The 25202-nt window shown below is 69.2% G+C and carries 22 protein-coding genes; 14 read left to right on the forward strand and 8 right to left on the reverse strand.

The window, feature by feature from the left end:
- Positions 1 to 51: 51 nt before the first annotated feature.
- Positions 52 to 1179: a ferredoxin reductase gene (locus tag FOJ82_RS09185; protein ID WP_246099820.1), complete on the forward strand. Its 1128-nt coding sequence runs from the start codon at positions 52 to 54 to the stop codon at positions 1177 to 1179.
- 11 nt (positions 1180 to 1190) lie between these two features.
- A complete protein-coding gene (locus FOJ82_RS09190) occupies positions 1191 to 2528 on the forward strand; it encodes a fatty acid desaturase family protein (protein ID WP_143938182.1) in 1338 nt (445 codons plus the stop codon).
- Positions 2529 to 2681: 153 nt separating this feature from the next.
- Here FOJ82_RS09190 and FOJ82_RS09195 read toward each other — a convergent pair whose 3' ends face one another.
- The gene (locus tag FOJ82_RS09195) at positions 2682 to 3518 is read right to left on the reverse strand and encodes a DUF4282 domain-containing protein (RefSeq protein WP_143938183.1); all 837 of its coding nucleotides are present in this window, start codon (positions 3516 to 3518) and stop codon (positions 2682 to 2684) included.
- A gap of 84 nt (positions 3519 to 3602) precedes the next feature.
- Between FOJ82_RS09195 and alr the strand changes: the two genes are divergently transcribed.
- Positions 3603 to 4724: an alanine racemase gene (gene alr, locus FOJ82_RS09200; RefSeq protein ID WP_143938184.1), complete on the forward strand. Its 1122-nt coding sequence runs from the start codon at positions 3603 to 3605 to the stop codon at positions 4722 to 4724.
- Between the two features lie 6 nt (positions 4725 to 4730).
- On the opposite strand, the gene FOJ82_RS09205 is transcribed toward alr, so the two are convergent.
- The gene (locus FOJ82_RS09205) at positions 4731 to 5405 is read right to left on the reverse strand and encodes an EcsC family protein (RefSeq protein WP_143938185.1); all 675 of its coding nucleotides are present in this window, start codon (positions 5403 to 5405) and stop codon (positions 4731 to 4733) included.
- Between the two features lie 95 nt (positions 5406 to 5500).
- Here FOJ82_RS09205 and aat point away from each other — a divergent pair, with 95 nt between their 5' ends.
- Positions 5501 to 6244, forward strand: coding sequence for a leucyl/phenylalanyl-tRNA--protein transferase (aat, locus tag FOJ82_RS09210; RefSeq protein WP_143938186.1), 744 nt, complete (start codon positions 5501 to 5503; stop codon positions 6242 to 6244).
- On the forward strand, positions 6228 to 7091 hold the full coding sequence (locus FOJ82_RS09215) for an Fpg/Nei family DNA glycosylase (RefSeq protein ID WP_143938187.1): 864 nt from the start codon (positions 6228 to 6230) through the stop codon (positions 7089 to 7091). The genes aat and FOJ82_RS09215 overlap by 17 nt, the downstream gene beginning before the upstream one ends.
- Positions 7092 to 7163: 72 nt before the next feature.
- Here the strand turns inward: FOJ82_RS09215 and FOJ82_RS09220 are convergent, their stop codons facing one another.
- From FOJ82_RS09220 to eccB, 3 genes are all read right to left on the reverse strand, one after another.
- Positions 7164 to 7454, reverse strand: coding sequence for a WXG100 family type VII secretion target (locus FOJ82_RS09220; protein ID WP_143938188.1), 291 nt, complete (start codon positions 7452 to 7454; stop codon positions 7164 to 7166).
- 37 nt (positions 7455 to 7491) lie between these two features.
- Entirely contained in the window at positions 7492 to 7800 is a 309-nt protein-coding gene (locus FOJ82_RS09225) for a WXG100 family type VII secretion target (RefSeq protein ID WP_143938189.1), read from the reverse strand.
- A 176-nt stretch (positions 7801 to 7976) separates the two neighbouring features.
- Positions 7977 to 9365 (reverse strand): type VII secretion protein EccB, encoded by a 1389-nt coding sequence (eccB, locus tag FOJ82_RS09230; protein WP_143938190.1) that lies wholly within the window; start codon positions 9363 to 9365, stop codon positions 7977 to 7979.
- A gap of 233 nt (positions 9366 to 9598) precedes the next feature.
- Here eccB and eccE point away from each other — a divergent pair, with 233 nt between their 5' ends.
- Genes eccE through FOJ82_RS09250 form a run of 4 tightly spaced genes read left to right on the forward strand, consistent with a single transcriptional unit; the run spans position 9599 to position 15441 of the window.
- Positions 9599 to 10780, forward strand: a complete 1182-nt coding sequence (eccE, locus tag FOJ82_RS09235; RefSeq protein ID WP_143938191.1) for a type VII secretion protein EccE — start codon at positions 9599 to 9601, stop codon at positions 10778 to 10780.
- Positions 10777 to 11427 carry a hypothetical protein gene (locus FOJ82_RS09240; RefSeq protein ID WP_143938192.1) on the forward strand — a complete coding sequence of 217 codons (651 nt, stop codon included), beginning with the start codon at positions 10777 to 10779 and terminating at the stop codon, positions 11425 to 11427. The genes eccE and FOJ82_RS09240 overlap by 4 nt, the downstream gene beginning before the upstream one ends.
- Before the next feature lie 2 nt (positions 11428 to 11429).
- Positions 11430 to 13298, forward strand: coding sequence for a glycoside hydrolase family 15 protein (locus FOJ82_RS09245; RefSeq protein WP_246099821.1), 1869 nt, complete (start codon positions 11430 to 11432; stop codon positions 13296 to 13298).
- Between the two features lie 34 nt (positions 13299 to 13332).
- Positions 13333 to 15441 carry a BCCT family transporter gene (locus FOJ82_RS09250; RefSeq protein ID WP_221933088.1) on the forward strand — a complete coding sequence of 703 codons (2109 nt, stop codon included), beginning with the start codon at positions 13333 to 13335 and terminating at the stop codon, positions 15439 to 15441.
- A 118-nt stretch (positions 15442 to 15559) separates the two neighbouring features.
- Here the strand turns inward: FOJ82_RS09250 and scpA are convergent, their stop codons facing one another.
- Entirely contained in the window at positions 15560 to 17752 is a 2193-nt protein-coding gene (gene scpA, locus FOJ82_RS09255; protein WP_143938193.1) for a methylmalonyl-CoA mutase, read from the reverse strand.
- Positions 17749 to 19632, reverse strand: a complete 1884-nt coding sequence (mutA, locus tag FOJ82_RS09260; RefSeq protein ID WP_143938194.1) for a methylmalonyl-CoA mutase small subunit — start codon at positions 19630 to 19632, stop codon at positions 17749 to 17751. Before mutA ends, scpA begins: the two co-directional genes overlap by 4 nt.
- A 225-nt stretch (positions 19633 to 19857) precedes the next feature.
- On the opposite strand from mutA, the gene FOJ82_RS09265 reads away from it, so the two are divergent.
- Genes FOJ82_RS09265 through FOJ82_RS09285 form a run of 5 tightly spaced genes read left to right on the forward strand, consistent with a single transcriptional unit; the run spans position 19858 to position 24662 of the window.
- Positions 19858 to 20454, forward strand: coding sequence for a PadR family transcriptional regulator (locus FOJ82_RS09265; protein ID WP_143938195.1), 597 nt, complete (start codon positions 19858 to 19860; stop codon positions 20452 to 20454).
- Positions 20454 to 21233 (forward strand): ABC transporter permease, encoded by a 780-nt coding sequence (locus FOJ82_RS09270; protein ID WP_143938196.1) that lies wholly within the window; start codon positions 20454 to 20456, stop codon positions 21231 to 21233. Before FOJ82_RS09265 ends, FOJ82_RS09270 begins: the two co-directional genes overlap by 1 nt.
- Positions 21230 to 22111 (forward strand): ABC transporter ATP-binding protein, encoded by an 882-nt coding sequence (locus FOJ82_RS09275; protein WP_143938197.1) that lies wholly within the window; start codon positions 21230 to 21232, stop codon positions 22109 to 22111. The genes FOJ82_RS09270 and FOJ82_RS09275 overlap by 4 nt, the downstream gene beginning before the upstream one ends.
- A gap of 27 nt (positions 22112 to 22138) precedes the next feature.
- Positions 22139 to 23164 carry an aliphatic sulfonate ABC transporter substrate-binding protein gene (locus FOJ82_RS09280; RefSeq protein WP_221933089.1) on the forward strand — a complete coding sequence of 342 codons (1026 nt, stop codon included), beginning with the start codon at positions 22139 to 22141 and terminating at the stop codon, positions 23162 to 23164.
- Between the two features lie 49 nt (positions 23165 to 23213).
- The gene (locus tag FOJ82_RS09285) at positions 23214 to 24662 is read left to right on the forward strand and encodes a sulfatase family protein (RefSeq protein ID WP_143938198.1); all 1449 of its coding nucleotides are present in this window, start codon (positions 23214 to 23216) and stop codon (positions 24660 to 24662) included.
- Here the strand turns inward: FOJ82_RS09285 and FOJ82_RS09290 are convergent.
- Positions 24659 to 25093, reverse strand: a complete 435-nt coding sequence (locus tag FOJ82_RS09290) for a hypothetical protein (RefSeq protein ID WP_143938199.1) — start codon at positions 25091 to 25093, stop codon at positions 24659 to 24661. The two genes, FOJ82_RS09285 and FOJ82_RS09290, sit on opposite strands and share 4 nt — an antisense overlap.
- Positions 25094 to 25202: the final 109 nt, after the last annotated feature.

Below are 25202 nucleotides of genomic sequence, written 5' to 3' on the forward strand. Positions count from 1 at the left end.
AGATTCCCGCCATTCCTTGAACCTACGCAACCGTAGGTTACGCTTGAGGAAGTGGACACCTCAGAGCGGACCAAGCCCGACTCCCGTGGTTTCGGCGGGTTCGCCCGCAGGACCGCCGGGATGGTGGGGCAGAGCGCTCGCAAGCTGGCCGAAGCCATGGCCACGCCGCTGCTGCCCGAGGACTTCCTCGGTCTGATCGACCCGATGCGCTTCGGCGCGGACCTGCGTGGCAGGGTCGTCGACGTGCGGCGCGAGACGCCCAGCGCCACCAGCTTGGTGATCCGCCCCGGGCGGGGCTGGCGCCGGCCCACGCCCGGCCAGTACATCCGCGTCGGCTTCGAGGTCAACGGTGTCCGCCTGTGGCGTGCCTACTCGCTGACCGGTCCGGTCGACGCGGACACCGTCTCCATCACGGTCCGGGCCATCCCCGACGGCAAGGTCAGCAACCACGTACTGAACCGGGTCCGGCCCGGCCAACTGGTCTACCTCGACCAGGCCGCCGGCGACTTCGTGCTGCCCGACCCGGCACCCGAGCGCCTCCTGTTCCTCACCGCGGGCAGCGGTATCACCCCCGTGATGGGCATCCTGCGCAACCACTCCCGCGCCACGGCGGACATCGTCGTGGTCCACTCCGCACCCACCGCCGAGGAGATGCTGTTCCGCGAGGAGCTGCGCCACCTGGGCGAGACCGGCAGGATCCGCTTCCTGGAGCGCATCACCGGCCGCGACGCCGGCGAGGTCCGGCTGCCTGCCCACCGGATCGGCGACGTCGTGCCGGACTGGCAGGAGCGCCACACCTGGGCCTGCGGCCCGACCGGGCTACTCGACGAGGCGGACGCCCACTGGGAGGCCAACGGCATCGCCGAGCGCCTCCACACCGAACGCTTCCGACCGCGGGTGACCGCCGTCGGTGACGGGGGAGAGATCGACTTCTCCGCCTCCGGAACCCTGGTGACCGCGGACGCGGGCACCACCATCCTCGACGCCGGCGAGCAAGCCGGCGTCCTGATGCCGTCGGGATGCCGTATGGGCATCTGCTTCAACTGCGTGGCCCCCCTGCGCGAGGGAAGCGTGCGTGACCTGCGCACCGGCGAACTCACCACCGCTGTACCCGAGGACCCAGTCCTCGTGCAGACATGTGTGTCGGCGGCCGCCGGCCCATGCCAGATCGTCCTGTGAGGCCCACCACCATGACCACCACACTCGAATCCCCCACCGGCGTCGACGTCGACGCCCCCGCAGACACCGTCGTCGCACGTCCCAACCGCATCACCGGTTCCCGTGCCGCCGAGCAGCCCGCCACCTGGGCCTCGGGCAAGGCGAACCCCATCGCCCACCTCAGCCCCGACGACATCGAGGCCATCGGCAAGGAACTCGACGCCCTGCGCGACGAGGTGATCGCCTCCCGCGGCGAGTCCGACGCCAAGTACATCCGTCGCGTCATCACCGTGCAGCGCAGCATCGAGCTCGTCTCCCGGGCCATCCTGCTGTTCAGCAAGTTCCCGCCTGCGTTCTTCGTCGGGACCGCCGGCCTCACCGTGGCGAAGATCCTCGAGAACACCGAGATCGGGCACAACATCCTCCACGGCCAGTGGGACTGGATGAGGGACCCGAAGATCCACTCCACCAAGTGGGAGTGGGACTTCGCCTCCCCGGCGGAGCAGTGGAAGAAGTCCCACAACGTCGGCCACCACACGTTCACGAACGTGATCGGCATGGACAACGACCTCGGCTACAACATCCTGCGCGTCGACCCGGACCAGGAGTGGAAACTCGGTTTCCTGTTCCAGCCGGTGACGAACCTGCTGAACGCGCTCTTCTTCGAGTACGGGATCGCCGCCTACGACCTGGACATCAAGGGCTGGAAGGAGGGCACGAAGTCCGACAAGGAGTTCCGCGCCGACCTGCGCAAGGTGTTCAAGAAGATCCGAACGCAGATGACCAAGGACTACCTGGTCCACCCGCTGCTGTCCGGCCCGTCCTTCCTGTCGACGCTGCTGGCCAACGCCATCGCCAACACCGTCCGCAACGTCTGGACGCACAGCGTCATCTTCTGCGGGCACTTCCCCGAGGGCGTCGAGACCTTCGAGACCGATTCCATCGACGACGAGACCCGCGGCGAGTGGTACCTGCGCCAGATGCTCGGCTCGGCCAACATCTCCGGCAGCCGTGCGATGCACATCATGACCGGGAACCTCTCGCACCAGATCGAGCACCACCTGTTCCCCGACCTCCCCAGCAACCGGTACGCGCAGATCGCCCCGCGCATCCGTGCACTCATGGAGCGACACAACCTCACCTACGTGACCGGCCCGCTGCCGAAGCAGGTGGCGTCCGCCTGGGGCAAGGTGTTCAAGTACGCCGTCCCCAACAAGCAGCCGGGCCATTCCCGCGTCGCGGAGGTCGGCGGCGCCGTGCGTGCGGCAGCCGTCGATGCCGCCCGCGGAGTCGGCAAGGTGGCGCGCAACGTCGGCGTCCGACTCCGGAGATCCTCTCGCCCCAACCGGTTCGCGCAGGTGACCGCCTGAGGGTGGCGGAGCCGGTCCGCTGATTCCGAGACCCGGAACCCTATCCGAGGTCACCTTGAAACAGTTCAGAAAGCGTTCCGGGTCGCAGAATCAGCGGGATGACGAAGGGACCGCAGCCAGGTGGCTGCGGTCCCTTCGTTCGTTCGGGGGGCGTCAGACGCCCGAGGGGTCCTTGTCGTCGTCTGCCCTGTCGGCGAGCTTCACGACGGCGCTGGCGCCCTCGATCAGCACCCGCACGAGCAGGATCCCGAGGAAGGTACGAGCAAGGCCACCGACAACGACCTGCAGGACGGTGGACGTGCTGACCCCCCCGTACTCCGCCCCCATGGTGAGGACAGATACCAGGTCAAAGACCCACCAGACGGCGAAGCAGACCACGGCGACCAGGAAGATGGTGCCGCCGGCCTTCGGCAGTGCGAACTTCTTGAAGGAGAAGTCGAAGACGTTGGCGAAGGCGTTGCCGCCACCGGTGCGCTGCGCGGGCCACTGCTGCTGGCCCGGCTGGCCGCCGTAGGCGGGGGCACCCTGGAAGCCGCCCTGCTGGTTCCAACCCTGCTGCTGCTGGGCGTTCCAATCCTGGGCGGGCGGCTGCTGGTTCCAGTCGGCGCCGCCCTGGGGCTGCTGCTGGTTCCAGTCGGCGCTGCCCTGTGGCTGCGCGTTCCAGTCCTGGGCCGGCTGCTGCTGGTTCCAGTCCTGGGCGCTCGTCTGCGGCTGTGGGTTCCAGTCGGTCCCGCCCTGCGGCTGGGCGTTCCACTCCTGGGCCGGCGGCTGCTGGGCGCCGGTGTTCCAGTCCTGCTGGGAAGCGGCCGGGTTCCACTCCTGCGCGCTGCCCTGGGGCTGGGCGCCGGGATTCCAGTCGGCCGTCTGGTCCTGGGCGGCGTTCCAGTCGGTCGCGCTCCCCTGTGGCTGCTCGCCGGAGTTCCAGTCCTGGTTCCCCTGGGGCTGCCACTGGCCGTCGGCCTGGCCGTTGTTCCACTGATTGTTCGACATGCGCGACATTCTGCCACCCGTCCGGACCACGCCCGCGACGTTCCTGCGTTTGGTGCGGGGCGGTTCGCACGCGAAGATGAGTGGGTGTCGAGCGCATCTGAGCTGAGGGTCGACCTCGGTGCCATCAACGAGAACCTCCGGATCGCGGGCGAGCGGGCGGCAGGCCGCGCCGTGCTGGCGGCGGTCAAGGCCGACGCCTACGGGCACGGCCTGGTGGAGGTCTCCCGCAGCATCCAGGAGGCCGGAACGGCCCAGTGGCTGGGGGTCGCGCTCGTCTCCGAGGGCCGGCAACTTCGCGCCGCCGGGATCACCCTGCCGGTGCTCAAGTTCACCCTGACATGCCCCGACGAACTCGCCGACGCCCTCGAGGCGCAGTTGGTGCTCACCGTCGCCGACCAGCCCGGCATCGACGCGGTCGCCGCGGCCGCGGCGTCGGCAGGGCTCGTTGCCCCGGTGCACCTCAAGGTGGACACCGGGATGCGCCGCATCGGCGCGGAGCCCGGCGACGCCGTCGCCCTGGCACGCCGCGTCGCCGAGAACGAGCACCTGGCGCTGGACGGCCTCTACACCCACCTTCCCGTGAGCGACGTGCCCGACGGCGTCGACTTCACCCGTGACCAGTTGGCGCTCTTCGAGTCCGTCGCGGCCGACGTGCGGGCCGCGGTCGGTCCCGTCCCGTGGGTGCACGCGGCCAACTCGGGGGCGGTCCTCGGGCACGACCTCGGCTCCACCAACCTGGTGCGGCCCGGGATCATGGTCTACGGCTCCTACCCCGACCCGGAGACGCCGCACACCCGCGAGCTACGGCCGGTGGAGCGCTGGACCGCACGGGTGGCGTTCGTGAAGCAGGTCCGGGCGGGGGAGAGCGTCGGCTACGGCCGCACCTGGACCGCGCCCCGCGACACGTGGGTGGCCACCGTCGGCATCGGCTACGGCGACGGCTACTCCCGTCTGCTGTCCAACAGGGGCCGGATGCTCGTGGGTGGACGCTCGTACCCGGTGGTCGGCCGCGTCTGCATGGACCAGACGATGCTTGACCTGGGCCCAGACTCTGGCGGCGTCTCTGCGGGCGACGAGGCCGTGCTGGTGGGGCGCGACGGCGGCGAGGAGATCCGGACGGCCGAGATTGCAGAACTCATGGGGACCATCCCCTACGAGGTCACCTGCCTGGTGACCTCGAGGGTCCCGCGCCGCTACGTGGGCTGAGCCGGCTCAGTCCTTGGTCCAGCTGCTGAGCCTGGGCCGGCGGCTCGGGAACGAGTCCAGCGCGTGCTTGGCGATGGCGTGCGTGGCCAGCCCGTCGACGACGGCGCCCACGCCACCCCCGACGAACGGGATCCGCTTGCCGATGAACACACCGAGGCGCTTGCCCCCGAGCTGGTTCATGGTGCGGTCGAACAGCGCCTTGCTGATCTGGCCGTCGAGCTTCGCGTCGAAGACCGGGGCGGTGGCGATGGCCAGCGGGGTTGAGGGCAGCTGCCCGCGTGCCACCAGGGCCGACCCGGCGCTCGGGCCCAGCATCACCATCAGGATGGCGCTGCGCACGCGCGGATCCTTCAGCTCGTAGCCGCGCAGGTGCGCGATCGCAGCCACCATGCGGGCCTGCACGAACGAGGCAGCGGCGATGTTGGCCGGGATGGTGACCAGCGACACCAGGAAGCCGCCCCAGTTGGTGGCGAAGCCCTGGCCACCGGCGAGCGCGATGTGCTCCGTCACCACCTTGTCGACGGCCACGTCGGGGTTGCGGTGCTTGACCAACAGGTTCTTGGCCGCGATCTTCGCGCCCGGCAGCTTTCCCCTGCCCTCGATGGCGAGGTCCAGGATCTGGTGGAATGCGTCGGACGTGAGTCCCTCGGCGACCGCCACCACGTCGGTTGGTTGGGCCATCAGTGCCTCCTTGTTCGCTTCAAGACTGACACACCGGGTCAAGCAATGCGCCCGGGGAAGACCCGGAATTTCCCCGGGCTGCCACACTGGTGTCCATGCTCGAGACCCTCTTCGGACCGCCTGAGGACTGGCCCCGCCAGGACCTGATCGCGTTCTCCGACGAGTTCGATCCCGGGACCGCCCTGCTGGCCTACCGCTGTGGCGTGTTCCCGATGCCCCTGGGGGGCGGCGGCTTCGGCGGCGAGATGGGCTGGTGGTCGCCGATGCAGCGGGCACAACTCCCGCCGGACGGGGTCCGCGTCACCCGGTCCCTGCGCAAGTCCGCCCGCCGCTACACCACGACGGTGGACCTCGCCTACCGCGAGGTGCTGGCCAGGTGCGCCGACCCGTCGCGCCCGGACGGCTGGATCGACAGCCGCATCTCCACCGCCTTCACGGTGCTGCACCAGGTGGGCTACGTGCACAGCGTCGAGACGTGGGACGCCGAGGGCAGACTCGTGGGTGGCCTATACGGCGTCCACCAGAACGGCATGTTCGCCGGGGAGTCGATGTTCCACGACGAGCAGCACGGCACCGACGCGTCCAAGGTGGCGCTGCTGCGTCTGGTGCACGAACTGCGCCGCATGGACGTGCAGCTGCTCGACGTCCAGTGGCTGACCCCGCACCTGGAGTCGCTCGGGGCCGTGGTGCTGGACCGCGACGAGTACCTGGCCCAGCTCAGCGAGTCGCTCGAGGAACCCCACAACAACATGTGGGGAAGGGGAGAAGAGTCCAGAATGGTTGGCACAGAACTGCTCGCCAGCCTGGGGGAGGGACCACCGGATGCCAGAACTGCCTGAGGTGCAGGCGGTCGTCGACCTACTCGACGAGCGGCTCGCCGGGAAGGCCATCACGCAGGGCCACCTGGTTGCGTTCAGCGTGCTCAAGACCTACACCCCGCCGCTCGACGCGCTGCTGGGGCTCGAGGTCGCGGGGGTGACGCGACACGGGAAGTTCATCGACGTCGACGCCCAGGGTCTCCACCTCGTGTTCCACCTTGCCCGCGCCGGCTGGGTGACCTGGCACGACGCCGTGCCCACGGCGGTGCCCCGGCCGGGCAAGACCGGGCTGGCGCTGCGGATCGGCGTGGAGGACGGCTCCGGCTTCAGCCTCACCGAGGCCGGCACCCAGCGGCACCTCGCGGTCTACGTCGTCGAGGACCCGATGGCCGTGCCCGGCATCGCCGCGCTGGGCCCCGACCCGCTCGCCGACGACTTCACAGTCGAGGACCTCGCCGAGATCCTCTCCGAGGCGGGCAGGGCACAGCTTAAGGGCGTGCTGCGCGACCAGAAGGTGCTCGCCGGTATCGGGAACGCCTACTCCGACGAGATCCTGCACGCCGCCCGGCTGAGCCCGTTCAAGCCTGCCAACTCCCTCGACGCCGACGGGGTGGCCGCCCTCCACGGGCACATCCGCCAGGTGCTGGGCGACGCCCTGGCCGGGACCCGGGACGTCGCGATCACCAAACTGAAGGACTCCAAGCGCAGCCACATGCGGGTGCACGGCAGGGCGGGCGAGGTGTGCGGGGTCTGCGGCTCGACCATCGCCGAGGTGTCGTTCGCCGACTCGTCGCTGCAGTACTGCCCCGGCTGCCAGACCGGTGGCAAGCCCCTGGCCGATCGCCGGATGTCGAAGCTGCTGAAGTAGCCGCCGCTCCGCCGGGGACCGGATGCAAGAAGGGCCCCGCCGAGGCGGGACCCTTCCTTGCCAGCTTGTGGGTCAGGCCCAGATGCCGGTGTTGCGCGACTCGGTGGCGTCGTAGCCGTCCGAGATGTTGCCCAGCAGGACGGGCATGCGCTGGACGATGTCCTGCTGCTTGGCAGCGGAGGCGTCCCAGGAGCGCTGGACCTCGATGTAGGCGTTGCGGGCGTTGTCCTCCCACTGACCGAGGGAGCTCGAGAGCTCGGCCTTCAGGTCGTCCAGCAGGGTGGTGAGCTCCTTGTGCGCGGCGGAGAGGTTCGAGATACCCTCCTGCATTCCGGACTGGGAGTAAGTCGTTGCGTCGTTCATCTGCGTCTCCTAATGCTCTCGGTGTCGTTGGTCAGGGTCAGCCGATGAGGCCGGCGATCTGGTTTGCGGTCTGGGTGTTCTCTTCCTCGCGCTGGACGTATTCCTTCTGCGTCTCCACGAGTGAGGTGTGGATCTTGTCCAGGCCCTGCTTCACCTTCTCGAACTCGGTGTCGAACTGGCCGTAGCCCCTCTGGAACATCGCGGAGGCCTGGCCCGTCCAGCGGGTGGAGAGGTCGGTCATCTGGCCCTGAAGGCGGCTCTGCAGCTGGTGGATCTGCTGGTGCTTGGCCTCGATCTGCTGCGCAGCCTTGGCCATCTGAGCGCGATCAACGGACTTGTTGCCCATGGTTCATTCCCTTCAACGGTTGAGCCTGCGGCTCTCGGTTCAGCGAGCCCCGAGCTTTCGGTGCCGCCTTGGTGACACATGAAACACTAGGTGGCCGAGGGGGTCACTTCCCAGTCCCCATGCCGGAAACAAGTAGCAGTACCTAGACCCTGCTCAAGAGGGTGCTGGCCGCCTACTCACTGCTCCAGCTGGCGGATGCTCGCACGCGAGAGATTCGTGTTGGCGGCAAGGCCCGGAGGGATCAGCGACAGCAGCTGCGGAGGCACTGGCGCAGGGGTCAGGTCGCCGTAGCCGAGGGCCCTGCGGGAGGCCATGTCCGGGATCGGGTAGCTCTTGCCCGCGATGATCAGGAACGTCGCCGCGTCGTCGCTGGGGTTGTTCGCGTTCTTCATCAGACCGCCCGAGAGGGGCTCCATCTCCACCAGGTCGACGATGTTGCCGTAGGGCTTCAGGTGGCCCGACGGCATCTGGGGCGTCTGCTGGTCGACGCTCAGCACCACACGGTCCGGGTTCTCCAGCGTGAAGGTGGCGCACACGGAGACGTCCTGCAGGGTGCCGAACCCGTCCGGTCCGTCGGGCTTCTCGTAGGGGATCCCGGTGGTGGCGGAGTCGGGGACGACGTCGTTGCGGGCGGAGGCGAGCTCGGACTCGGAGATCGTGCGCGCCGGCGGCATGCCCTTGGCCTCCACCAGCAGGCGCATGTCGAGGTAGGAGATCTGGGAAAGGCCCTGGTCCAGTTGGACGTAGTAGCGGGTCGCCCCCTCGGCGCCCTCCACCTTCGCGAGCTGGCCGATGGACATGTTGAGCATGTTCTTCGACGGGGTGCCACCCATCCCGGGGACCTCCAGCGGCTCCAGCGGCTGGCCGACGGGGATGGCCGAGAGCCACGCGTTGCCGGGCTCGACGATGGGCAGGTCCTCGACCAACGGCGAGGTCTGTCCCTGCTTGCGCCACAGTCGGTGCGCCTGGCCGCCCAGGATCATGTACTCCTCGCCGTCGGAGGCGCGGGCGACGATGGACATCCGCGAGTCCGCCGCGGCGTCGGAGTTGAACTCGATGCTGAGGAACCGGTCGCCGGCCGTGTTCGGCGCGGAGGAGCAGGTCCGCAGCGGGTAGACGTCCATGTCCTCCGGCGCGGGCAACTGGCGCGGGGCGTTCTCGATGCCCATCATCGGGCCCTGCTCGGTGCCCTTGAGGGTCTCGGTCTTGACGTTGACGACGCGCGGCGGGCCGTCGGGGTCCTCGCCGGCCGCCTGCAGGTGGGCGGAGGCGACGTTGGCCATCGGGACCAGCCGGTTGCCGGAGTAGACGAACTGCATGCCGGCGACCGTGTCGGAGATGATCACGCCCTCCTCCCTCCAGGCGTCGCCGCCGCCCGGGCGGATCAGCCCGAACAGGGCCGTGCCGGCCAGGAGGATGATGCCCAGCAGGACCGAGACGAACGTGGCCATCCCGACACGGCGCAGCGGCGGCGTCGGGTCGTCGGGATCACGGTCCACGAAGGCCGCGACCATCCGCCGCGAGGTGAAGGACTGCGCCTTCAGCAGGTCCTTGCGAGTGGCCATTCGGGTCCTCCGGCTGGGGGTCTGGTTCGGGGCAACTCTATCCACGCCCCGGCCAACTGCCGTCGTCGCCGCAGCGGGTTGGCCCCAGCGCGACGGTGTCGCGCAGGGCGCGGCAGCCGGGGCCGCGCGCGACAGTGTTGTGCTGGGGACCGTTCCGGAGGGCCGTCCGGTGCGCCACGGACCCCCTAGAGTTGGGCGCGACGCCGTCACCGACGAGCACCCGAGGAGGACGAATGGCACGGACCGCACAGCTGAGCGGCGCGCGCCTGCCGCTTCGTGCCCGTTCGACCCGGTACCTCCCGATGGCCCTGTTCTGGCAGGTGGTGGTGGTCGTGGCGCTGCTGTTCGCGGTGCAGCGCACGGCGACCGGACTGGTGGTGGCCGGCGCGGTGGTGCTGCTGGCGATGCTGCTGACGCTGCCCGTCAACGGCCGCTCCCTGTTCTCGACGCTGCGGGTCCGGGCCGCCTACAGCAGCCGAAGGCGCAACCTGGTGGCCGAGCCGGACCAGCCCGCGGCACTCGTGCCCCTGGGCCAGTGGCTGCCGCACCTGCACGTGACCGAGACCAGGAACGTCTACGGCGGCGAGATCGGGGTGGTCGGCGACGGCGAGTCCTGGTCCGGCCTGCTGGAGATCAGCTCCGACGACAACCTGATCTCCGACCGCGGCTCGGAACTCGACCTCGAGGTCCTCGGCGCCCTGATCAGCCAGGACGACGTCGTCTTCGCGGGCATCCAGGTGGTCACCCTCACTGTCCCCGGCCCCACACAGGCCATGATCACCCCCGGCTCGCCCGCGCTGCAGTCCTACCTGGAGATCGTCGGGGAGGAGAGCACCCCGCCGGCGGTGCGCCGCACGTGGGTGGCGCTGCGCCTCGACCCGAGGCTCTGCCTGGAGGCGGTGGCGCGCAGGGGCAGCGGCCAGGTAGGCGTCTTCGCGACGTTGCGCTTCGGCCTGCACCGCGCCCAGGCGACCCTCAAGCGGCAGGGCGTCAGCGCCGAGGCGCTCGACCCGATCGCCATCTCCGAGGTGCTCGGGCTGACCAGCGGCGCCTCCGACGACGCCCCCGAGGAGCGCACGCGCGAGACCTGGCGGCAGTGGGCATGCGACGGGCTCGTGCACGAGACCCGGGCCATCCGCTCGTTCGGCTCGGATCCGACGGCGGCCTACCAGGCCCTCCTGGACTCGGTCGCACAGTCCCCGGCCATGATGGTGCTCACCTCCTTCACCGTCTCTCCGGGCCAGCCCGCCGCCGGCGCAATCCGGCACGTCTCCCACAACGAGGAGCAGGCGGCCGCGGCCGACGAGGAACTCGTGGCCGAGATGGGGTCGCGCTTCAGCTTCGGCCCGCTCGGCGGCACCCAGGTGCCCGGGCTGCTGGCCACCATCCCACTGGGCAGGCAGGTGGACTCGTGACAGAACTCGCCCTCGGGGAGGCCAGGGGCGCCGAGCGCACCTCACTGGTGACCACCGGACCTTCGGGCCTCCTGATCGGCCGCGGACCCGCAGGCCCCGTCACCATCCGACCGTTCCGTCCCCGCCCCACCCGGATGTTCCTCTCGGCACCCGACTACGTGAAGTGGCTGCTGGCGTTCCGGGCGATGTGCTTGGGCGGGCACGTCTCCGTGATCACCGCGGACAAGGCGAGCTGGCTCCCGCTGGCCGACGTGGTGCGGGCCTGCGGCGGCACCATCGACATCCTCCACTCCATCGACAACCTCCCCGGGCAGGGCCGGCCCTACCGTCCGAGCCTGGTGATCGACGAGATCGGCGGCGTGACGCCCCAGACCCGGCTCGGTGCCTGGCAGGCGCTCGTCAGCACCCACAACTCCGCGGCCGCGAAGTCCGTCAACGAGATGCGCAACAGCGACCTCTCGCTGATCGCACCCGTCGAGGGCAAGACCGCCGACAACCTGCGCCGCGCCTACGCGCTCAGCCAGCAGCAGATGAAGCAGACCAACGACCTGGAGGGCTCGGAGGTGGTCCTCGCCAGCGTCCGGAGGGTCGTCAAGGTACCGATGCCGCCGTCGCCCACCGAGTACCGGATGCTGTTCGGGGGCTGACCGTGCCACTGGGAGAGGAACCGCAGGACGTCCCGATCGGCGAGTACGCGTTCATCGGGGACCTGAGGACGGCCGCCCTCGTCTCGCCCGGCGGCAGCCTCGACTGGTTGTGCCTTCCCCGCTACGACTCTCCGTCGGTGTTCAACAACCTGCTCGGGACCACCGACGACGGCCGCTGGCTCGTGGCCGTCGAGGACGGCACGGTCACCGAGCGCCACTGGCTGGACGACACGTTCGTGCTGAGCACCACCTGGCAGGGGCCCGACGGCACCGCCGAGGTGCTCGACTGGATGCCGGTCGAGCCTGAACGCTCCGACGTCGTGCGCCGGATCCGCTGCACTTCCGGCAGGGTGCGCGTGGTGCACGAGCTGTGCATGCGCTTCTCCTACGGGAGCATCGTGCCGTGGGTGCACCGTCGCACCGTGGAGCGGCCCGGCGGACAGTCCGAGCAGGTGCTGTGGGCGGTGGGCGGCCCGGCCGCGCTCGCCCTCCACGGGCCGCTGCCCGACCCTGTCCCCGGGGAGAAGCTGCATCGCAAGGTGCACACGCTCCAGGAGGGCCAGGAGCTGACCTGGGTCCTCACAGGCCTGGACTCCTGGCGGGAGGTGCCGCCGATGATCGACGCCGACCTCGCGCTCCGGGAGACGCTCGCCGACTGGCGCCAGTGGGCAGCGCCGATCGAGGCCAAGGGCGAGTGGGCGCAGCACGTGCGCCGGTCGCTGATGGTGCTGCGGGCGCTGACGCACCGTGACACCGGGGGGATCGTCGCGGCGGCGACGACGTCGCTGCCGGAGGACCTGGGGGGCAGCCGCAACTGGGACTACCGCTTCACCTGGCTGCGGGACTCCGCCCTCACGCTGGAGGCGATGATGGCCCACGGCTTCGACGGCGGGGCGGCCGCCTGGCGGCGCTGGCTGTTGCGCGCGGTGGCGGGCGACCCGGAGGACCTGCTCATCATGTACGGGCTGGGTGGTGAGCGCGACCTGGCGGAGCGCGAGCTGCCGCACCTGCGCGGCTACGCCGAATCGCGGCCCGTGCGGATCGGCAACGGGGCCGTCGGCCAGTACCAGGCCGACGTGGTGGGCGAGGTCATGATCGCGCTGGGTCAGCTCCGCGACGCGGGAGAGGGGGAGGACTCGTTCTCCTGGGGACTGCAGCAGGCGATGCTGGACCTGCAGACCCGCCGCTTCAACGAGCCCGACCACGGCATCTGGGAGATGCGCGGCGACGAGATGTTCTTCACCCACGGCCGCGCCATGATGTGGGCGGCCTACGACCAGGCCATCCGAGCCGTCGACGAGTACGGGCTGCCCGGCGACGTGGGCACCTGGCGCGAACTCCGCGACGCGCTGCGGGCGGAGATCTTCGAGAAGGGAGTCGGCCCGGACGGCGCGTTCCGGCAGGCCTACGGCAGCGACGAGGTGGACGCCTCGCTGCTGCAGCTCCCGCAGAGCGGGTTCGTGGAGTACGACGACCCTCGCATGCTGGCCACCGTCGCCCGGATCGAGTCCGAGTTGCTCGACTCCCACGGCCTCGTGCACCGGTACCGCACCCACGGCGGCGTCGACGGGTTGCCCGGCGGGGAGTCGTCGTTCATGATCTGCTCGTTCTGGCTGGTGGAGCAGTACGCGCACTCGGGACGCCTCGATGACGCGGAGGCGCTGATGGCGAAGCTGGTGGGCGCCATGGGCGGGCTGGGGCTGCTCGCCGAGGAGTACGACCCGGCAGCCGGGCGCATGCTCGGCAACTACCCGCAGGCGTTCAGCCACCTGGGACTGATCCGCGCCGCCGACGCCATCGCGGTGTGCCGCGGCGACGTCGAGCCCAGCCGCCACGGCGGCCGCTACGGCACCTCGGCCAGGCGTTCCTGACGGCGCGAGTCTCCGCCCGGGCGACGGGAATGCGGTGGAACTCCTGCCGTCGCAGGCGCTCGCGGGTAGGTTGGCCGAGATCAAGGACACCACCCAACCCTGGAGTGAACAGATGGTCGACAAGCCACCCGAGGACCGCCCCCACAAGGGGATCGAGCCGGTACGGGACCTCGTCCGCGAGGTGACCCACCCGGCGTTGATCCCCGGAGTCGGCGTCGAGGACACCGGACGCGAGTTCAGGACGAACTGGACCGTCATCGCCGTCGCGGGGATCGCGGTGGTGGCCGTCGTGGTCTGGGGATTCGTCAGCCCGGCCACGATCAGCGAGATCGGTGTCAACGCCCGGAACTGGACCACGAAGAACTTCGGCTGGCTGTTCTCGCTGCTCGCGGTGGTGACCCTGACCTTCATGCTGGTGGTCGGCTACGGCCGCACCGGCGGCGTCCGGCTGGGCGCCGATGACGAGCAGCCCGAGTTCTCCACGGCGGCCTGGGTGGCGATGCTGTTCTCCGCCGGCATGGGCATCGGCCTGCTGTTCTGGGGGCCGAGCGAACCCCTGGTCTACTTCGTCGACGTGCCCTACGGGTTCGACGCCGAGCCCGGCACCCGCGACGCGATGCTCGCGGCGCTGGCGCAGGCCATCCTGCACTGGGGCCCGATGGCCTGGGGCTTCTACGCCCTCGTCGGCGGTGCCATCGCCTATGCCGCCTACCGCCGGGGCCGGGCGCCGCTGATCTCGGCGATCTTCCACCCGATCTTCAAGGAGCGCACCGAGGGCTGGATCGGTTCGATCATCGACACCTTCGCCATCATCGTGACCCTGTTCGGGACGGCGGTCACCCTCGGAATGGGTGCGCTCCAGGTGGCGGCGGGCGTGGAGGTCGTGTCAGGGCTGGGACCTCTCGGAAACAGCGCTCTCGTGGTCATCATCACGGTGCTGACGGCGGCCTTCGTGGTCTCGGCCGTCTCCGGCATCAAGCGCGGCATCCGGCTGCTGTCCAACATAAACATGGTCGTCGCAGGCGGCATCGGGCTCCTGGTGTTCATCGGTGGCCCCACCCTGTTCCTGCTGAACATGGTCCCGGCGAGTGTGGCGAGCTTCTTCGGCGAGCTCGGCATGATGCTGGCGCGCAACCCCGGACAGGGCGAGGCGGCCGCCGCCTTCATGGCCGGCTGGACCAACTACTACTGGGCGTGGTGGATCTCCTGGACACCGTTCGTGGGGATGTTCATCGCCAAGATCTCCCGCGGTCGCACGCTGCGGGAGTTCGTCACGGTGGTCATCATCGTGCCGTCGGTGGTCTGCATCGTGTGGTTCGGCATCATGGGCGGCACGACGATGCTCTACGACCAGCAGTCCGACGGCGGCATCTCCGCCGTACGCGCGGCCGACGGCAACGAGGGCGTGCTGTTCGCGGTCTTCGAGGCGCTGCAGAGCAATCTGGTCATCGGAGGCTTCCAGGTCCCGATCGCCGGCGTGCTGTCGGTCGCGGCGATGATCTCGATCATCCTGTTCTTCGTGACGTCCGCGGACTCGGCCTCGATCGTGATGGGCTCCATGAGCCAGCGCGGGCGGCCCGAGCCCGCCACCTCGATCACCATCATGTGGGGCCTGCTGCTCGGTGCGGCGGCCATGGCACTCCTCCTGGCCGGTGGCGAGGAGGCCCTCTCAGGCCTGCAGGCCATCATGATCGTGACGGCCCTGCCGTTCGCCCTCATCGTGTGCGGCGTGCTGCTGTCCTGGGCCAAGGAGCTGCGCCACGACCCGTACATGCTGCGCCACAGGTTCGCGAGGGCTGCGATCGCGCAGGGTGTGCGGCGCGGCATCGAGGAGCACGGCGACGACTTCGTCTTCAACTCCATGGAGGTCGGGCCCGACGAGGGGGCCGGCGCGGGCATCGACACCGACGACCCCGCCCTGACCGAGTGGTGGGACGCGGCGACCGGCCTGTCGGAGGAGGAGACGCACGTCACCGCGGCCGACGTCACCCGCACGCTCGAGCCGGGGCACATCCAGAGACCCGGACCCCCGAACCCGCGGCACACCGCCTCGGGCGACGCGTCGCTGACCGTGGGGGAGGGGCGGCGCCCGCACCCGAACACCGGTACCGACCCTCGCACCGACACCCAGCCGCGCGACTGACCCGCCGACAGGCGCGCCGGAATGTGACCGGCCCGCCCTTCGGGGGGAAGGGCGGGCCGGAGTCAAGCCCGGGCCGGAGCAGGAGCAGGTCTGTCCGACCCGGGGTCCATGGGCTGGGTCAGGCCTCCTCGTGGAGGCGTCTGCCCAGGATCTCGAGGAGGTCGATGGCGGCCTCCGGGATGATGGTGCCGGGTGGGTAGATGGCGTCGGCGCCGTTGGCGCGCAGCTCGTCGAAGTCCTGGCTCGGGATCACTCCGCCGACGACGATCATCAGGTCCTCTCGGCCCAGTCGGTCCAGCTCAGCCCGCAGCGCAGGCACGAGCGTCAGGTGGCCGGCCGCCAGGGACGAGACCCCGACGACGTGGACGTCGGACTCGACGGCCTGCCGGGCCACCTCCTCCGGCGTCTGGAATAGCGGGCCGACGTCAACGTCCATGCCGAGGTCGGCGTAGGCCGTCGCGATCACCTTCTGGCCACGGTCGTGCCCGTCCTGGCCCATCTTGGCCACGAGGATTCGCGGGCGACGACCCTCCTGCGCCTCGAACTCCTCGACCAGCTTGCGGGCGCGGGCGGTCGACTCGGTGGATCCGGTCTCCTGGTTGTACACACCTGTGATGGTACGGATCTGGGCCGTGTAGCGGCCGAAGGTGCGCTCCAGCGCGTCCGAGATCTCCCCGACGGAGGCCTTCGCCCGGGCCGCGTCGATGGCGAGCTTCAGCAGGTTGCGTTCGGGATCGGTGGCGTCCGCGTTGGCGGCTGCCCAGCTGAGGCGCTCGAGGGCGGCCTGCGTGGCCTCCTCGTCGCGCTCGGCACGGAGGCGCTCCAGCTTGGCGATCTGCTGCTCGCGCACGGACTTGTTGTCCACCTTGAGCACGTCGAGCTGCTCCTCCTCGTCGAGGCGGAACTTGTTGACGCCGATCACAGGTTGGCGGCCCGAGTCGATGCGGGCCTGGGTGCGGGCAGCGGCCTCCTCGATGCGCATCTTGGGGATGCCCTGCTCGATGGCCTTGGCCATGCCGCCGGCCTCCTCCACCTCCCGGATCCGCTCCCACGCCTTGTTGGCGAGTTGCTCGGTGAGCTTCTCGACGTACGCGGAGCCGGCCCAGGGGTCGACCGTGCGCGTGGTGCCGGACTCCTGCTGCAGGAACAGCTGGGTGTTGCGTGCGATCCGGGCGGAGAAGTCGGTCGGCAGGGCGATCGCCTCGTCGAGGGCGTTGGTGTGCAGCGACTGGGTGTGGCCCTGGGTGGCGGCCATCGCCTCGATGGTGGTGCGGGCGACGTTGTTGTAGACGTCCTGCGCGGTCAGGGACCAGCCGGAGGTCTGCGAGTGCGTGCGCAGGCTCATGGACTTCGGGTTCTTCGGCCCGAACTCGCGCACCAGCCGCGCCCACAGGAGGCGGGCGGCGCGCATCTTGGCCACCTCCATGTAGAAGTTCATGCCGATCGCCCAGAAGAACGACAGCCGGGGTGCGAACTGGTCGACGTTCAGGCCGACGCTCTCACCCGCGCGGATGTACTCGATGCCGTCGGCGAGGGTGTAGGCCATCTCGATGTCGGCTGTCGCCCCGGCCTCCTGCATGTGGTAGCCGGAGATGGAGATCGAGTTGAACCGCGGCATGTGCGCGCTCGTGAAGGCGAAGATGTCCGCGATGATCCGCATCGATGGCAGCGGTGGGTAGATGTAGGTGTTGCGGACCATGAACTCCTTGAGGATGTCGTTCTGGATGGTCCCTGCGAGCTGCTCGGGCGCCACGCCCTGCTCCTCGGCGGCGACGACGTAGAGCGCCAGGATCGGCAGCACCGCGCCGTTCATCGTCATGGAGACGCTCATCTGGTCCAGCGGGATGCCGTCGAAGAGCTGGCGCATGTCCAGGATCGAGTCGACGGCCACGCCGGCCATGCCCACGTCGCCCGACACGCGGGGGTGGTCCGAGTCGTAGCCGCGGTGGGTCGCGAGGTCGAAGGCGATCGAGAGGCCCTTCTGGCCCGCGGCGAGGTTGCGGCGGTAGAAGGCGTTCGACTCCTCGGCCGTCGAGAACCCGGCGTACTGGCGGACGGTCCACGGCTGGTTCACGTACATGGTGGGGTACGGGCCGCGCAGGAAGGGTGGGATCCCCGGGGCCGTCTCCAGGAAGTCGAGGCCCTGCAGGTCCGCGTCGCCGAACAGCGGAGGCACGAGGATGTGCTCGGGCGTCTGCCAGCCGGCGCTGTGGCCGACGGCATGGGTGATGGCGTCGAACTGGGCGGTGGCGTCGGAGGGGACTCCGAGGTCGCCGAGTGGGACCGAACCGAAACGGGGGATTGAGGTCACTTTCCTGCCTCCAGTCGGGAGAGGGTGTTGCCGAGCAGCTCGACCACGTCCATGCCGTCGAAGACGTTGCCGTCGATGAGTCCTTCGTCAAGGTCCGGGCCGAGCTCCTTGAGCTGTCCGGCGACGCGGATCTCGGTGGCGCCCGCGTCGCGGAGTGCCTTCGCGACGGCGCTGCCCTGGGCGGCGTACACCTTGGCCGAGGAGCACAGCACCGCGATGGTGGTGCCGGCCTCCGCAAGCTGCCGGGCGAAGTCCTCGGGCGTACTGCCTTCGGCGAGCATGGTCTCGATGCCGGCCACGTGGTAGAGGTTCGAGGTGAAGCCCTCTCGGGCGCCGAAGTCGCGGCGGGTGCCGAGGCAGGCCAGCAGCACGCGGGGCGGGTCGCCGGCCGCGGCCATGCCCGCGCTGCGGTCGCGCAGGTCCTCGAAGACCTGGGCATCGCGCACCGGGACGATGCCCGCCAGCTGCGGGGCCTCGGGGCGCGGCTTGCGCTGCAGCCGTTCCTCGTTCGCGTCCGGGAACATCGAGACGCCGGTGAGGGGCAGTTTGCGGGTGGCAAGGAGCTTGGCCCGGGCCGCGTTGGTGGCGGCGAGCTCGGAGGCGACCGTGCCGTCGGCGACGGCGGCGGCGAAGCCCTCCTCGTCCACGGCGCCGAACAGCTCCCAGGCGCGCTCGCAGAGCTGGCGGGTCATCGACTCGACGTACCAGGAGCCGCCGGCCGGGTCGTTCACACGTCCGAGGTTGGACTCCTCGGCCAGCACCACCTGGATGTTGCGGGCGATGCGTCGGCTCAACTCGTTCGGGAGGCCGATCGCTGCGTCGAGTGGCAGCACCGTGATCGTCTCGGCGCCGCCGGCGGAGGCGGCGAAGCAGGAGATGGTGCCGCGCAGCACGTTGACGTAGGCGTCGTCACGGGAGACCTGCCGCAGCGAGGTCACCGCGTGCTGGACCGCGCCGCGGCGGGCCGGGGTGACGCCGAGTTCCTCGCCCACCCGTGACCACAGCGTGCGCAGCGCGCGCAGCCTCGAGATGGTGATGAACTGCTCGGTGGTGGCGGAGACGCGGAAGAGGATCTTGTCGAAGGCCTCGTCGACGCTGAGTCCCGCGTCCGTGAGCGCGCGTACGTACTCGACGCCGGCGGCCAGGGCCCAGGCGAGTTCCTGCACGTCGCCGGCGCCCGCGTTGTGGAACATGCCGGAGTCGACGACGATGGGCCGGATTCCGGGGTAGGGCTTCGCGAGGGCGAGGGCCTCTGCAACCGCGGCCATGTCGGGGGCGGTGCCGTGCTGTGCCGCGAAGCCGATCGGGTCGATGCCGAGACTGCCTGTGAAGGACAGCGCGTCCTTGTCCGAGGTCTCCAGGACCGCCACGAGGGCCCGCGCCGCGGCGAACTGGTCGGTGCGGCTGGAGACGTGCACGGGTGCGAGGTCCAGCAGGACGTCGGCGAGGACCTTGGCCAGGTCGTCAGGGGCGACGGCGTCGGGATCCACCCGGACCCAAACGGCGCTGCCGCCGCGCTCGAGGTCGGTCAGGACCGCTGTGCGGGTGGTGGCGGCGTCGGGATCCTCGTGGAGCTGTGCGATCTGCCAGCCGCCGTCGAGCTCCCCGCTGCGGATCGTGGTGCCGCGCGTGAAGGGAGCCACGCCCGGGAAGCCCAGTGCCTCCGTGCCGTCGGCGTGCGTGTACAGCGGCTTGGTCTCGAGACCGTCCACGGTGTGGCTCGTCAGGCGCTTGTAGGCCTGGTCGATCCCCAACTCCTTGCCCTCGGGGCGGCGGCGGTTCAGGACCTTCAGTACCTCGCGCTCCCAGTCCTGCCGGGAGGGTGTGTCGAAGTCGGCCGCGAGCGTCAGACGAGCAGTGTTTCCTGCTACCTCGTTCATCGTTCTCCGTCCAGCGAATCCATTCGGAATCTTCGGTGTGTTGAAACCCTAACCGCAGGGCGGTGCGTCATTTCCGGCGGGGTCCCGATAGCCGATGACCGGTGGTGTGCTAGCGCCCAGCCATGATCGTGGCGTGATTGTTACCAAGTCCAGTCTGTCCATGTCTTGACCACGCGTACGACGACAGGCAAGGTGTACCCATTGGCAACACAAGGAGGTGGCCTGATGAAGCCCGATTACCCGTTGTTGGGGCTGCTGGCGCGCAAACCTGCGAGCGGCTACGAACTGGGCAAGTGGCTGCGTTCCGAAGGAGTGTTCCTGGGACGCACCCGCTCCATGACCCCCGTCTACCGTGCCATCGGCGAGTTCGTCGAGCTCGGCTGGGTCCAGACACCCTCCGACGTCCCCGAGGCGGCCGCGAAGGTCTACTCCCTCACCGAGCAGGGGCGCAACGCACTCCTGGAGTGGGCCAACTCCGAGTACGTGCCTTCTGCGCGCCCGATGTCCCCCGACTTCATGGTGCGACTCAACTTCGCCGGTCAGTTCGGCCCCGAGCATGCGCTGCGGATCGTGCGAACCGAGCTGGAGTACCGGCTCAAGCAGCGCGCCGAGGAGGGCTACCCGACGCTGCCCAGCGCGGACGCCGAGCCCATCAGTGAGATCGACCCGGAGTGGCTCACCTACATCGACGTGATCACGCACGACAGGGGCTGGCAGTCCACCTCCCTCTACATCGGCTGGCTCGAGACCACCGAGCGCCGACTTGCGGAACTGTTGGCGGAGCAGGACGAGCAGGATGACACGGAAGGCAGCGGCCGTTGATGGCAGCCCGCTCGAGCCGGACCCGGCGTCCGGTGAACTACTGGTACCACGCGCTGGGGGTCGCCTCGGTCATCGGAGGCCTGGGTCTCTGGTGGCTCGCCTCAGTGCTGAACCCGACGACCCTGCCCGGACCGGTGGACGTGGCCGCGCGAGCGGGTGAACTCTTCCTGGATGGAACCCTCCAGGAGCACCTGCTCGCCTCGCTGCAGCGGGTGCTGCTCGGATTCGTGATCGGCTCCGGCTTGGCGATCCCGCTCGGGTTCCTGATGGGCTGGTACAAGCCCTTCCGGGCCATCCTCGAGCCCTGGACCCAGTTCTTCCGCACCATCCCGCCCCTTGCCCTGATCCCGTTGATGATCGTGCTGCTCGGCATCGGCGAGGTGCCGAAGGTCGCTGTCATCTCCCTCGCGGCGTTCCTGGTGTCCATCGTCGCCACCTTCCAGGGTGTGCTGAACGTCGACAAGACCCTGATCAACGCGGGCCGGGTCCTGGGCGCCTCGGACCTGGTCATCTTCCGCAGCATCGTCATCCCCGCCTCGACGCCGTTCATCATGGTCGGCCTGCGGCAGGGACTCGGGTCCGCGTGGGCCACGGTGGTGGCGGCCGAGCTGATCGCGGCCCAGCTGGGTCTGGGGTTCATGATGCAACGCGCACAGATCTACTACGACCTGCCCACCATCTTCGTCGGAGTCGTGATCATCGGCCTGCTCGGTCTGGTGATGGACCGGGTGCTGCTGTGGGCCGACTCCGTTCTCACCAGCTGGCAGGAGCGCCGATGAGCACCGACAAGATCGTCTTCGACCGGGTCACGGCGACCTTCGAGGTCAACGGGCAGCCGTTCCACGCCGTCAAGGACCTCTCACTGACCATTGCGGACAACGAGTTCGTCACCGTCGTCGGACCCTCGGGGTGCGGCAAGTCCACCATCATGAACATGGCTGCCGGGCTGCTGATCCCCTCCGGTGGGGAGGTGCGCGTGGACGACCGGCCAGTGAAGGGACCCGGCCCCGAACGCGGCGTCATCTTCCAGCAGTATGCGCTGTTCCCCTGGCTGACCGTCCGCCAGAACGTCGAGTTCGGACTGAAGCTGAAGAAGATCTCGAGGGCGCAGCGCAACGAGGTCGTCGAGAGGCAACTGGAACTGACGGGGCTCACCCCGTTCGCCGACGCACTGCCCAAGACTTTGTCGGGTGGCATGAAGCAGCGCTGCGCCATCGCCCGCGCCTACGCGGCGGACCCGTCCATCCTGCTGATGGACGAGCCGTTCGGCGCGTTGGATGCGCTCACGCGTGTCCACATGCAGAGCCAGTTGCTCGAAACCTGGCGCCAGGAGAAACGCACCGTCATGTTCATCACCCACGACGTCGACGAGGCCGTGTTCCTGGCCAACCGGGTGATCGTGATGGCCGCGCGCCCCGGACGCATCCACCGGATCATCGACGTCGACCTCCCCGCCGAGCGTACGGAGGACCTCCGCACCTCGCCGGAGTTCACCGCCATCCGCAACGAGGTCTGGAACTCCGTCTACCACCAGGACCCGCCCCCGGAGGCGGGGGCGCCGGCTCAGCACGACCCTCCCGACGACCCGGGCGGGGAGGGCGACCAGATCAACAAGGGGATCTGGAGTCCCACCCGTCATCACAACCCCGGTCCCTGACCGTTCAACCACCAACAGGAGAAACCAATGTCTGCCTTCACTCGCCGTCAGATGCTCATCGGGTCCGCCGGGATCCTCGGCGTGGGAGTGCTCACCGCCTGCGCCTCCGACGAGGAGAGTGCCATCCCCGACGCGGGTGGTGAGGAGACCACGGGCGCCGCCGTGGAGACCGAACCCGTCAAGGTCGGCTACATCGCCGACGGCAACGGCGCCATGCTCGTCAGCATTGCCGAACAGCAGGGCCTGTGGGCCAAGCATGGCCTCGAGGCCGAGACCGTGGTGTTCACCAACGGCCCGCTGCAGATCCAGGCGCTCGGCACGGGCGACATCGACTTCGGCTACATCGGCTTCGGTGCCCTTTGGCTGCCCATGTCCGGCGAGGCCAAGGTGGTCACCGTGAACTCCAACGGTCAGGCGGACCGTGTCCTGGCGCAGGCGGGCATCTCGTCGGTCGAGGACCTGCGTGGCAAGACCGTCGGCGTACCCGAGGGCACCTCCGGCGACATCCTGCTCACACTCGCCCTGGAGTCCGCGGGCATGACCGTGGACGACATCGAGCGTGTCGTCATGGATCCCCCCACCGCGGTCAGCGCGTTCATCTCCGGGCAGGTCGACGCCGTCGGAATCTGGTACCCCCACGTCCAGACGATCCTCGACCAGAAGCCGGACACCGTCGAGCTCGTGAAGTCCGCGGACTTCCCGGAACTGGCGTTCCCGGCCTGTCAGGTGGCCGCCCCGGACATCACCGACCGTCCCGAGCTGCTCGCCAAGTTCCAGGCGGTCCAGAAGGACGCCTACGCATGGGCCGTCGACAACCGCGAGGAACTGAACACCCAACTTGCCGAGTTCCTGGACATTCCCGAGGAATCCATCGCCTCCGAGCAGGAGTTCGTCGACGTGCTGTCGCCGGACCGCGTCTCGGAGATGATCTCCGACGGCACCCTCGAGGACTGGTTCACCACGCTCAACGAGCACTTCGTCGAGGCCGCGAAGCTCGAGGAGGTCGTGCCGGTGGCCGACTACTGGCTCGCCACGGAGTACGAGCAGGCCTGAGTTCGACCGCTGAAAGATCCCGCTGAACCCGAAGGAGCCCTGAGATCGCATGACCGGACCCAACCTGGTCTTCATCCTGTCCGACGACCACGCCGCCCACGCCATCTCGGCCTACGGCAGCCGTGTGAACCGGACACCACACCTGGACCGGTTGGCCACGGAGGGTGCCCGACTCGACGCCGTGTACTGCACGAACTCGATCTGCACTCCGTCGCGAGCGAGCATCCTCACCGGCACCTACAGCCACGTCAACGGAGCCAGCTCGATCTTCTCGAACTTCGACTACCGGGTGGATACCTTCACCCAGGTGCTGCACCGCAGCGGATACCAGACCGCGCTGTACGGCAAGTGGCACCTGGGTGAGAAGGAGAAGGCCAACCCGCAGGGCTTCGACGACTGGCTGATCGTGCCCGGCCAGGGTGAGTACGTGGACCCGGAGTTCTACGGGCCCGGCGGGCGACGTCGGATCCGGGGCTACGCCACCGACATCATCACCGACCTCGGCATCGACTTCCTCGACAACCGGGACCCTGAGCGGCCGTTCGCGCTGCTGGTGCACCACAAGGCGCCGCACCGGCCGTGGGTGCCGGACCCGAAGCACTCGGAGCTCTACCCCGTTGGATCCATCCCGGAGCCGGAGACGATGTGGGACACGCACGAGTCGATGTCCGACGTGGTCAAGGGCGTGCGGATGACAATCGCTGACGACCTCACCGAGACCGACATCAAGGAGACCGTGCCCGCCGACCTGCTCGGGGAGGACAAGCGGCGCGAACGCGCGTCCTGGAAGTACCAGCGCTACATGCGTGACTACCTGCAGACCATCCAGTCGATCGACGACAACGTCGGCCGGCTGCTCGACCACCTCGAAGCCGAGGGCCTGGCTGAGGACACCATCGTCGTCTACGCCTCTGACCAGGGCTTCTTCCTGGGGGACCACGGCTGGTTCGACAAGCGCCTCATGTTCGACGAGTCGCTGACCATGCCGATGCTGCTGCGGTGGCCCGCCGAGGTACCCGCCGGCACCCGCGTGGACGCGATGATCACCAACGTCGACTTCGCGGCGACGTTCCTGGACATGTGCGGGCTCGACGTCTCGGCCGAGCTGCCCGCGAACCAGGGCACGAGCTTCCGGCCGCTGCTGCGGGGCGAGGACGTCGACGGCTGGCGCGACGCGGTCTACTACCGCTACTGGGAACACGACGACCCCAACCACGCCGCCCCCGCCCACTACGGGATCCGCACGCGCACCCACAAGTACATCCACTACTACAACGACGGGTTGGGCTCACCCGGGTCGTCGGATCGCATAATGCCGGAGGAGTTCGAGCTCTACGACCTGGTGGCGGATCCTGCGGAACTGGTCAACGTCGCCGACGACCCCGCCTACGTCGACGTGCTCGCGGACCTTCGCCGTCGGCTGGCCGAGCTCCAGGCTGAGTACGGCGACGAGCCGTACCGCGGCCCGGACACGCCCCGCCTGGACTGGAGCGTCTAGGCCTGCGTGCCGCCCCCATCTGAAAGGCTGGGCGGCTTGGCGAGTGAGACCAGGTGTTCGTTCACCTGGCGCAGCACCTCGGTGGCCTCTGCGGTGAGGGCCTTCATCGCCTTCTTCCGGGAGGCCCCGTCGTTGGCCGACCACGCGAGCTCCCCGCGCATGCGTAGCGTCTTGGTCAGGGCGCGCCACGAGTCGGGCTCCGACGCGTCGGGGAAGTTCTCCTCGACGGCGTCCGCGCACGCCTCGATCGCCGTCAGCTTCCCGTCGAACCGGATCTTGGGGTTCTCGGAGTTGGTGGCGGTCTTGATCTTGTTGATGGTGGCGTTCAGACCGTCGGAGAGTTGGGGGTTGTCCCGCAGCGCGCCGAGGATCGTCACCGTGGTGGCGACGACGGCTCCGGCGGCCTTGAGGATGGTCGATGCGTTGGCCATCCACCAATGGTATGCGGGACGGAACCACGGTTGGTCGAGTCAGACTCCGTTGGTCGAGTAGCTCGCTCTGGCGAGCGTAACCCTGTTGGTCGAGTAGCTCGCTCTGGCG

The organism is Tessaracoccus rhinocerotis (assembly GCF_007197885.1).
Classification (GTDB): domain Bacteria; phylum Actinomycetota; class Actinomycetes; order Propionibacteriales; family Propionibacteriaceae; genus Arachnia; species Arachnia rhinocerotis.

Coding starts and splice junctions, on each gene's coding strand:
- FOJ82_RS09220 (WP_143938188.1), bottom strand. CDS start 7,454: ATGAACGACGCAACGACTTACTCCCAGTCCGGAATGCAGGAGGGTATC.
- FOJ82_RS09285 (WP_143938198.1), top strand. CDS start 23,214: ATGACCGGACCCAACCTGGTCTTCATCCTGTCCGACGACCACGCCGCC.
- FOJ82_RS09270 (WP_143938196.1), top strand. CDS start 20,454: ATGGCAGCCCGCTCGAGCCGGACCCGGCGTCCGGTGAACTACTGGTAC.
- FOJ82_RS09205 (WP_143938185.1), bottom strand. CDS start 5,405: ATGGCCCAACCAACCGACGTGGTGGCGGTCGCCGAGGGACTCACGTCC.
- FOJ82_RS09290 (WP_143938199.1), bottom strand. CDS start 25,093: ATGGCCAACGCATCGACCATCCTCAAGGCCGCCGGAGCCGTCGTCGCC.
- eccB (WP_143938190.1), bottom strand. CDS start 9,365: ATGGCCACTCGCAAGGACCTGCTGAAGGCGCAGTCCTTCACCTCGCGG.
- eccE (WP_143938191.1), top strand. CDS start 9,599: ATGGCACGGACCGCACAGCTGAGCGGCGCGCGCCTGCCGCTTCGTGCC.
- FOJ82_RS09195 (WP_143938183.1), bottom strand. CDS start 3,518: ATGTCGAACAATCAGTGGAACAACGGCCAGGCCGACGGCCAGTGGCAG.
- FOJ82_RS09280 (WP_221933089.1), top strand. CDS start 22,139: ATGTCTGCCTTCACTCGCCGTCAGATGCTCATCGGGTCCGCCGGGATC.
- mutA (WP_143938194.1), bottom strand. CDS start 19,632: ATGAACGAGGTAGCAGGAAACACTGCTCGTCTGACGCTCGCGGCCGAC.
- FOJ82_RS09190 (WP_143938182.1), top strand. CDS start 1,191: ATGACCACCACACTCGAATCCCCCACCGGCGTCGACGTCGACGCCCCC.
- FOJ82_RS09275 (WP_143938197.1), top strand. CDS start 21,230: ATGAGCACCGACAAGATCGTCTTCGACCGGGTCACGGCGACCTTCGAG.
- FOJ82_RS09225 (WP_143938189.1), bottom strand. CDS start 7,800: ATGGGCAACAAGTCCGTTGATCGCGCTCAGATGGCCAAGGCTGCGCAG.
- FOJ82_RS09265 (WP_143938195.1), top strand. CDS start 19,858: ATGAAGCCCGATTACCCGTTGTTGGGGCTGCTGGCGCGCAAACCTGCG.
- FOJ82_RS09215 (WP_143938187.1), top strand. CDS start 6,228: ATGCCAGAACTGCCTGAGGTGCAGGCGGTCGTCGACCTACTCGACGAG.
- aat (WP_143938186.1), top strand. CDS start 5,501: ATGCTCGAGACCCTCTTCGGACCGCCTGAGGACTGGCCCCGCCAGGAC.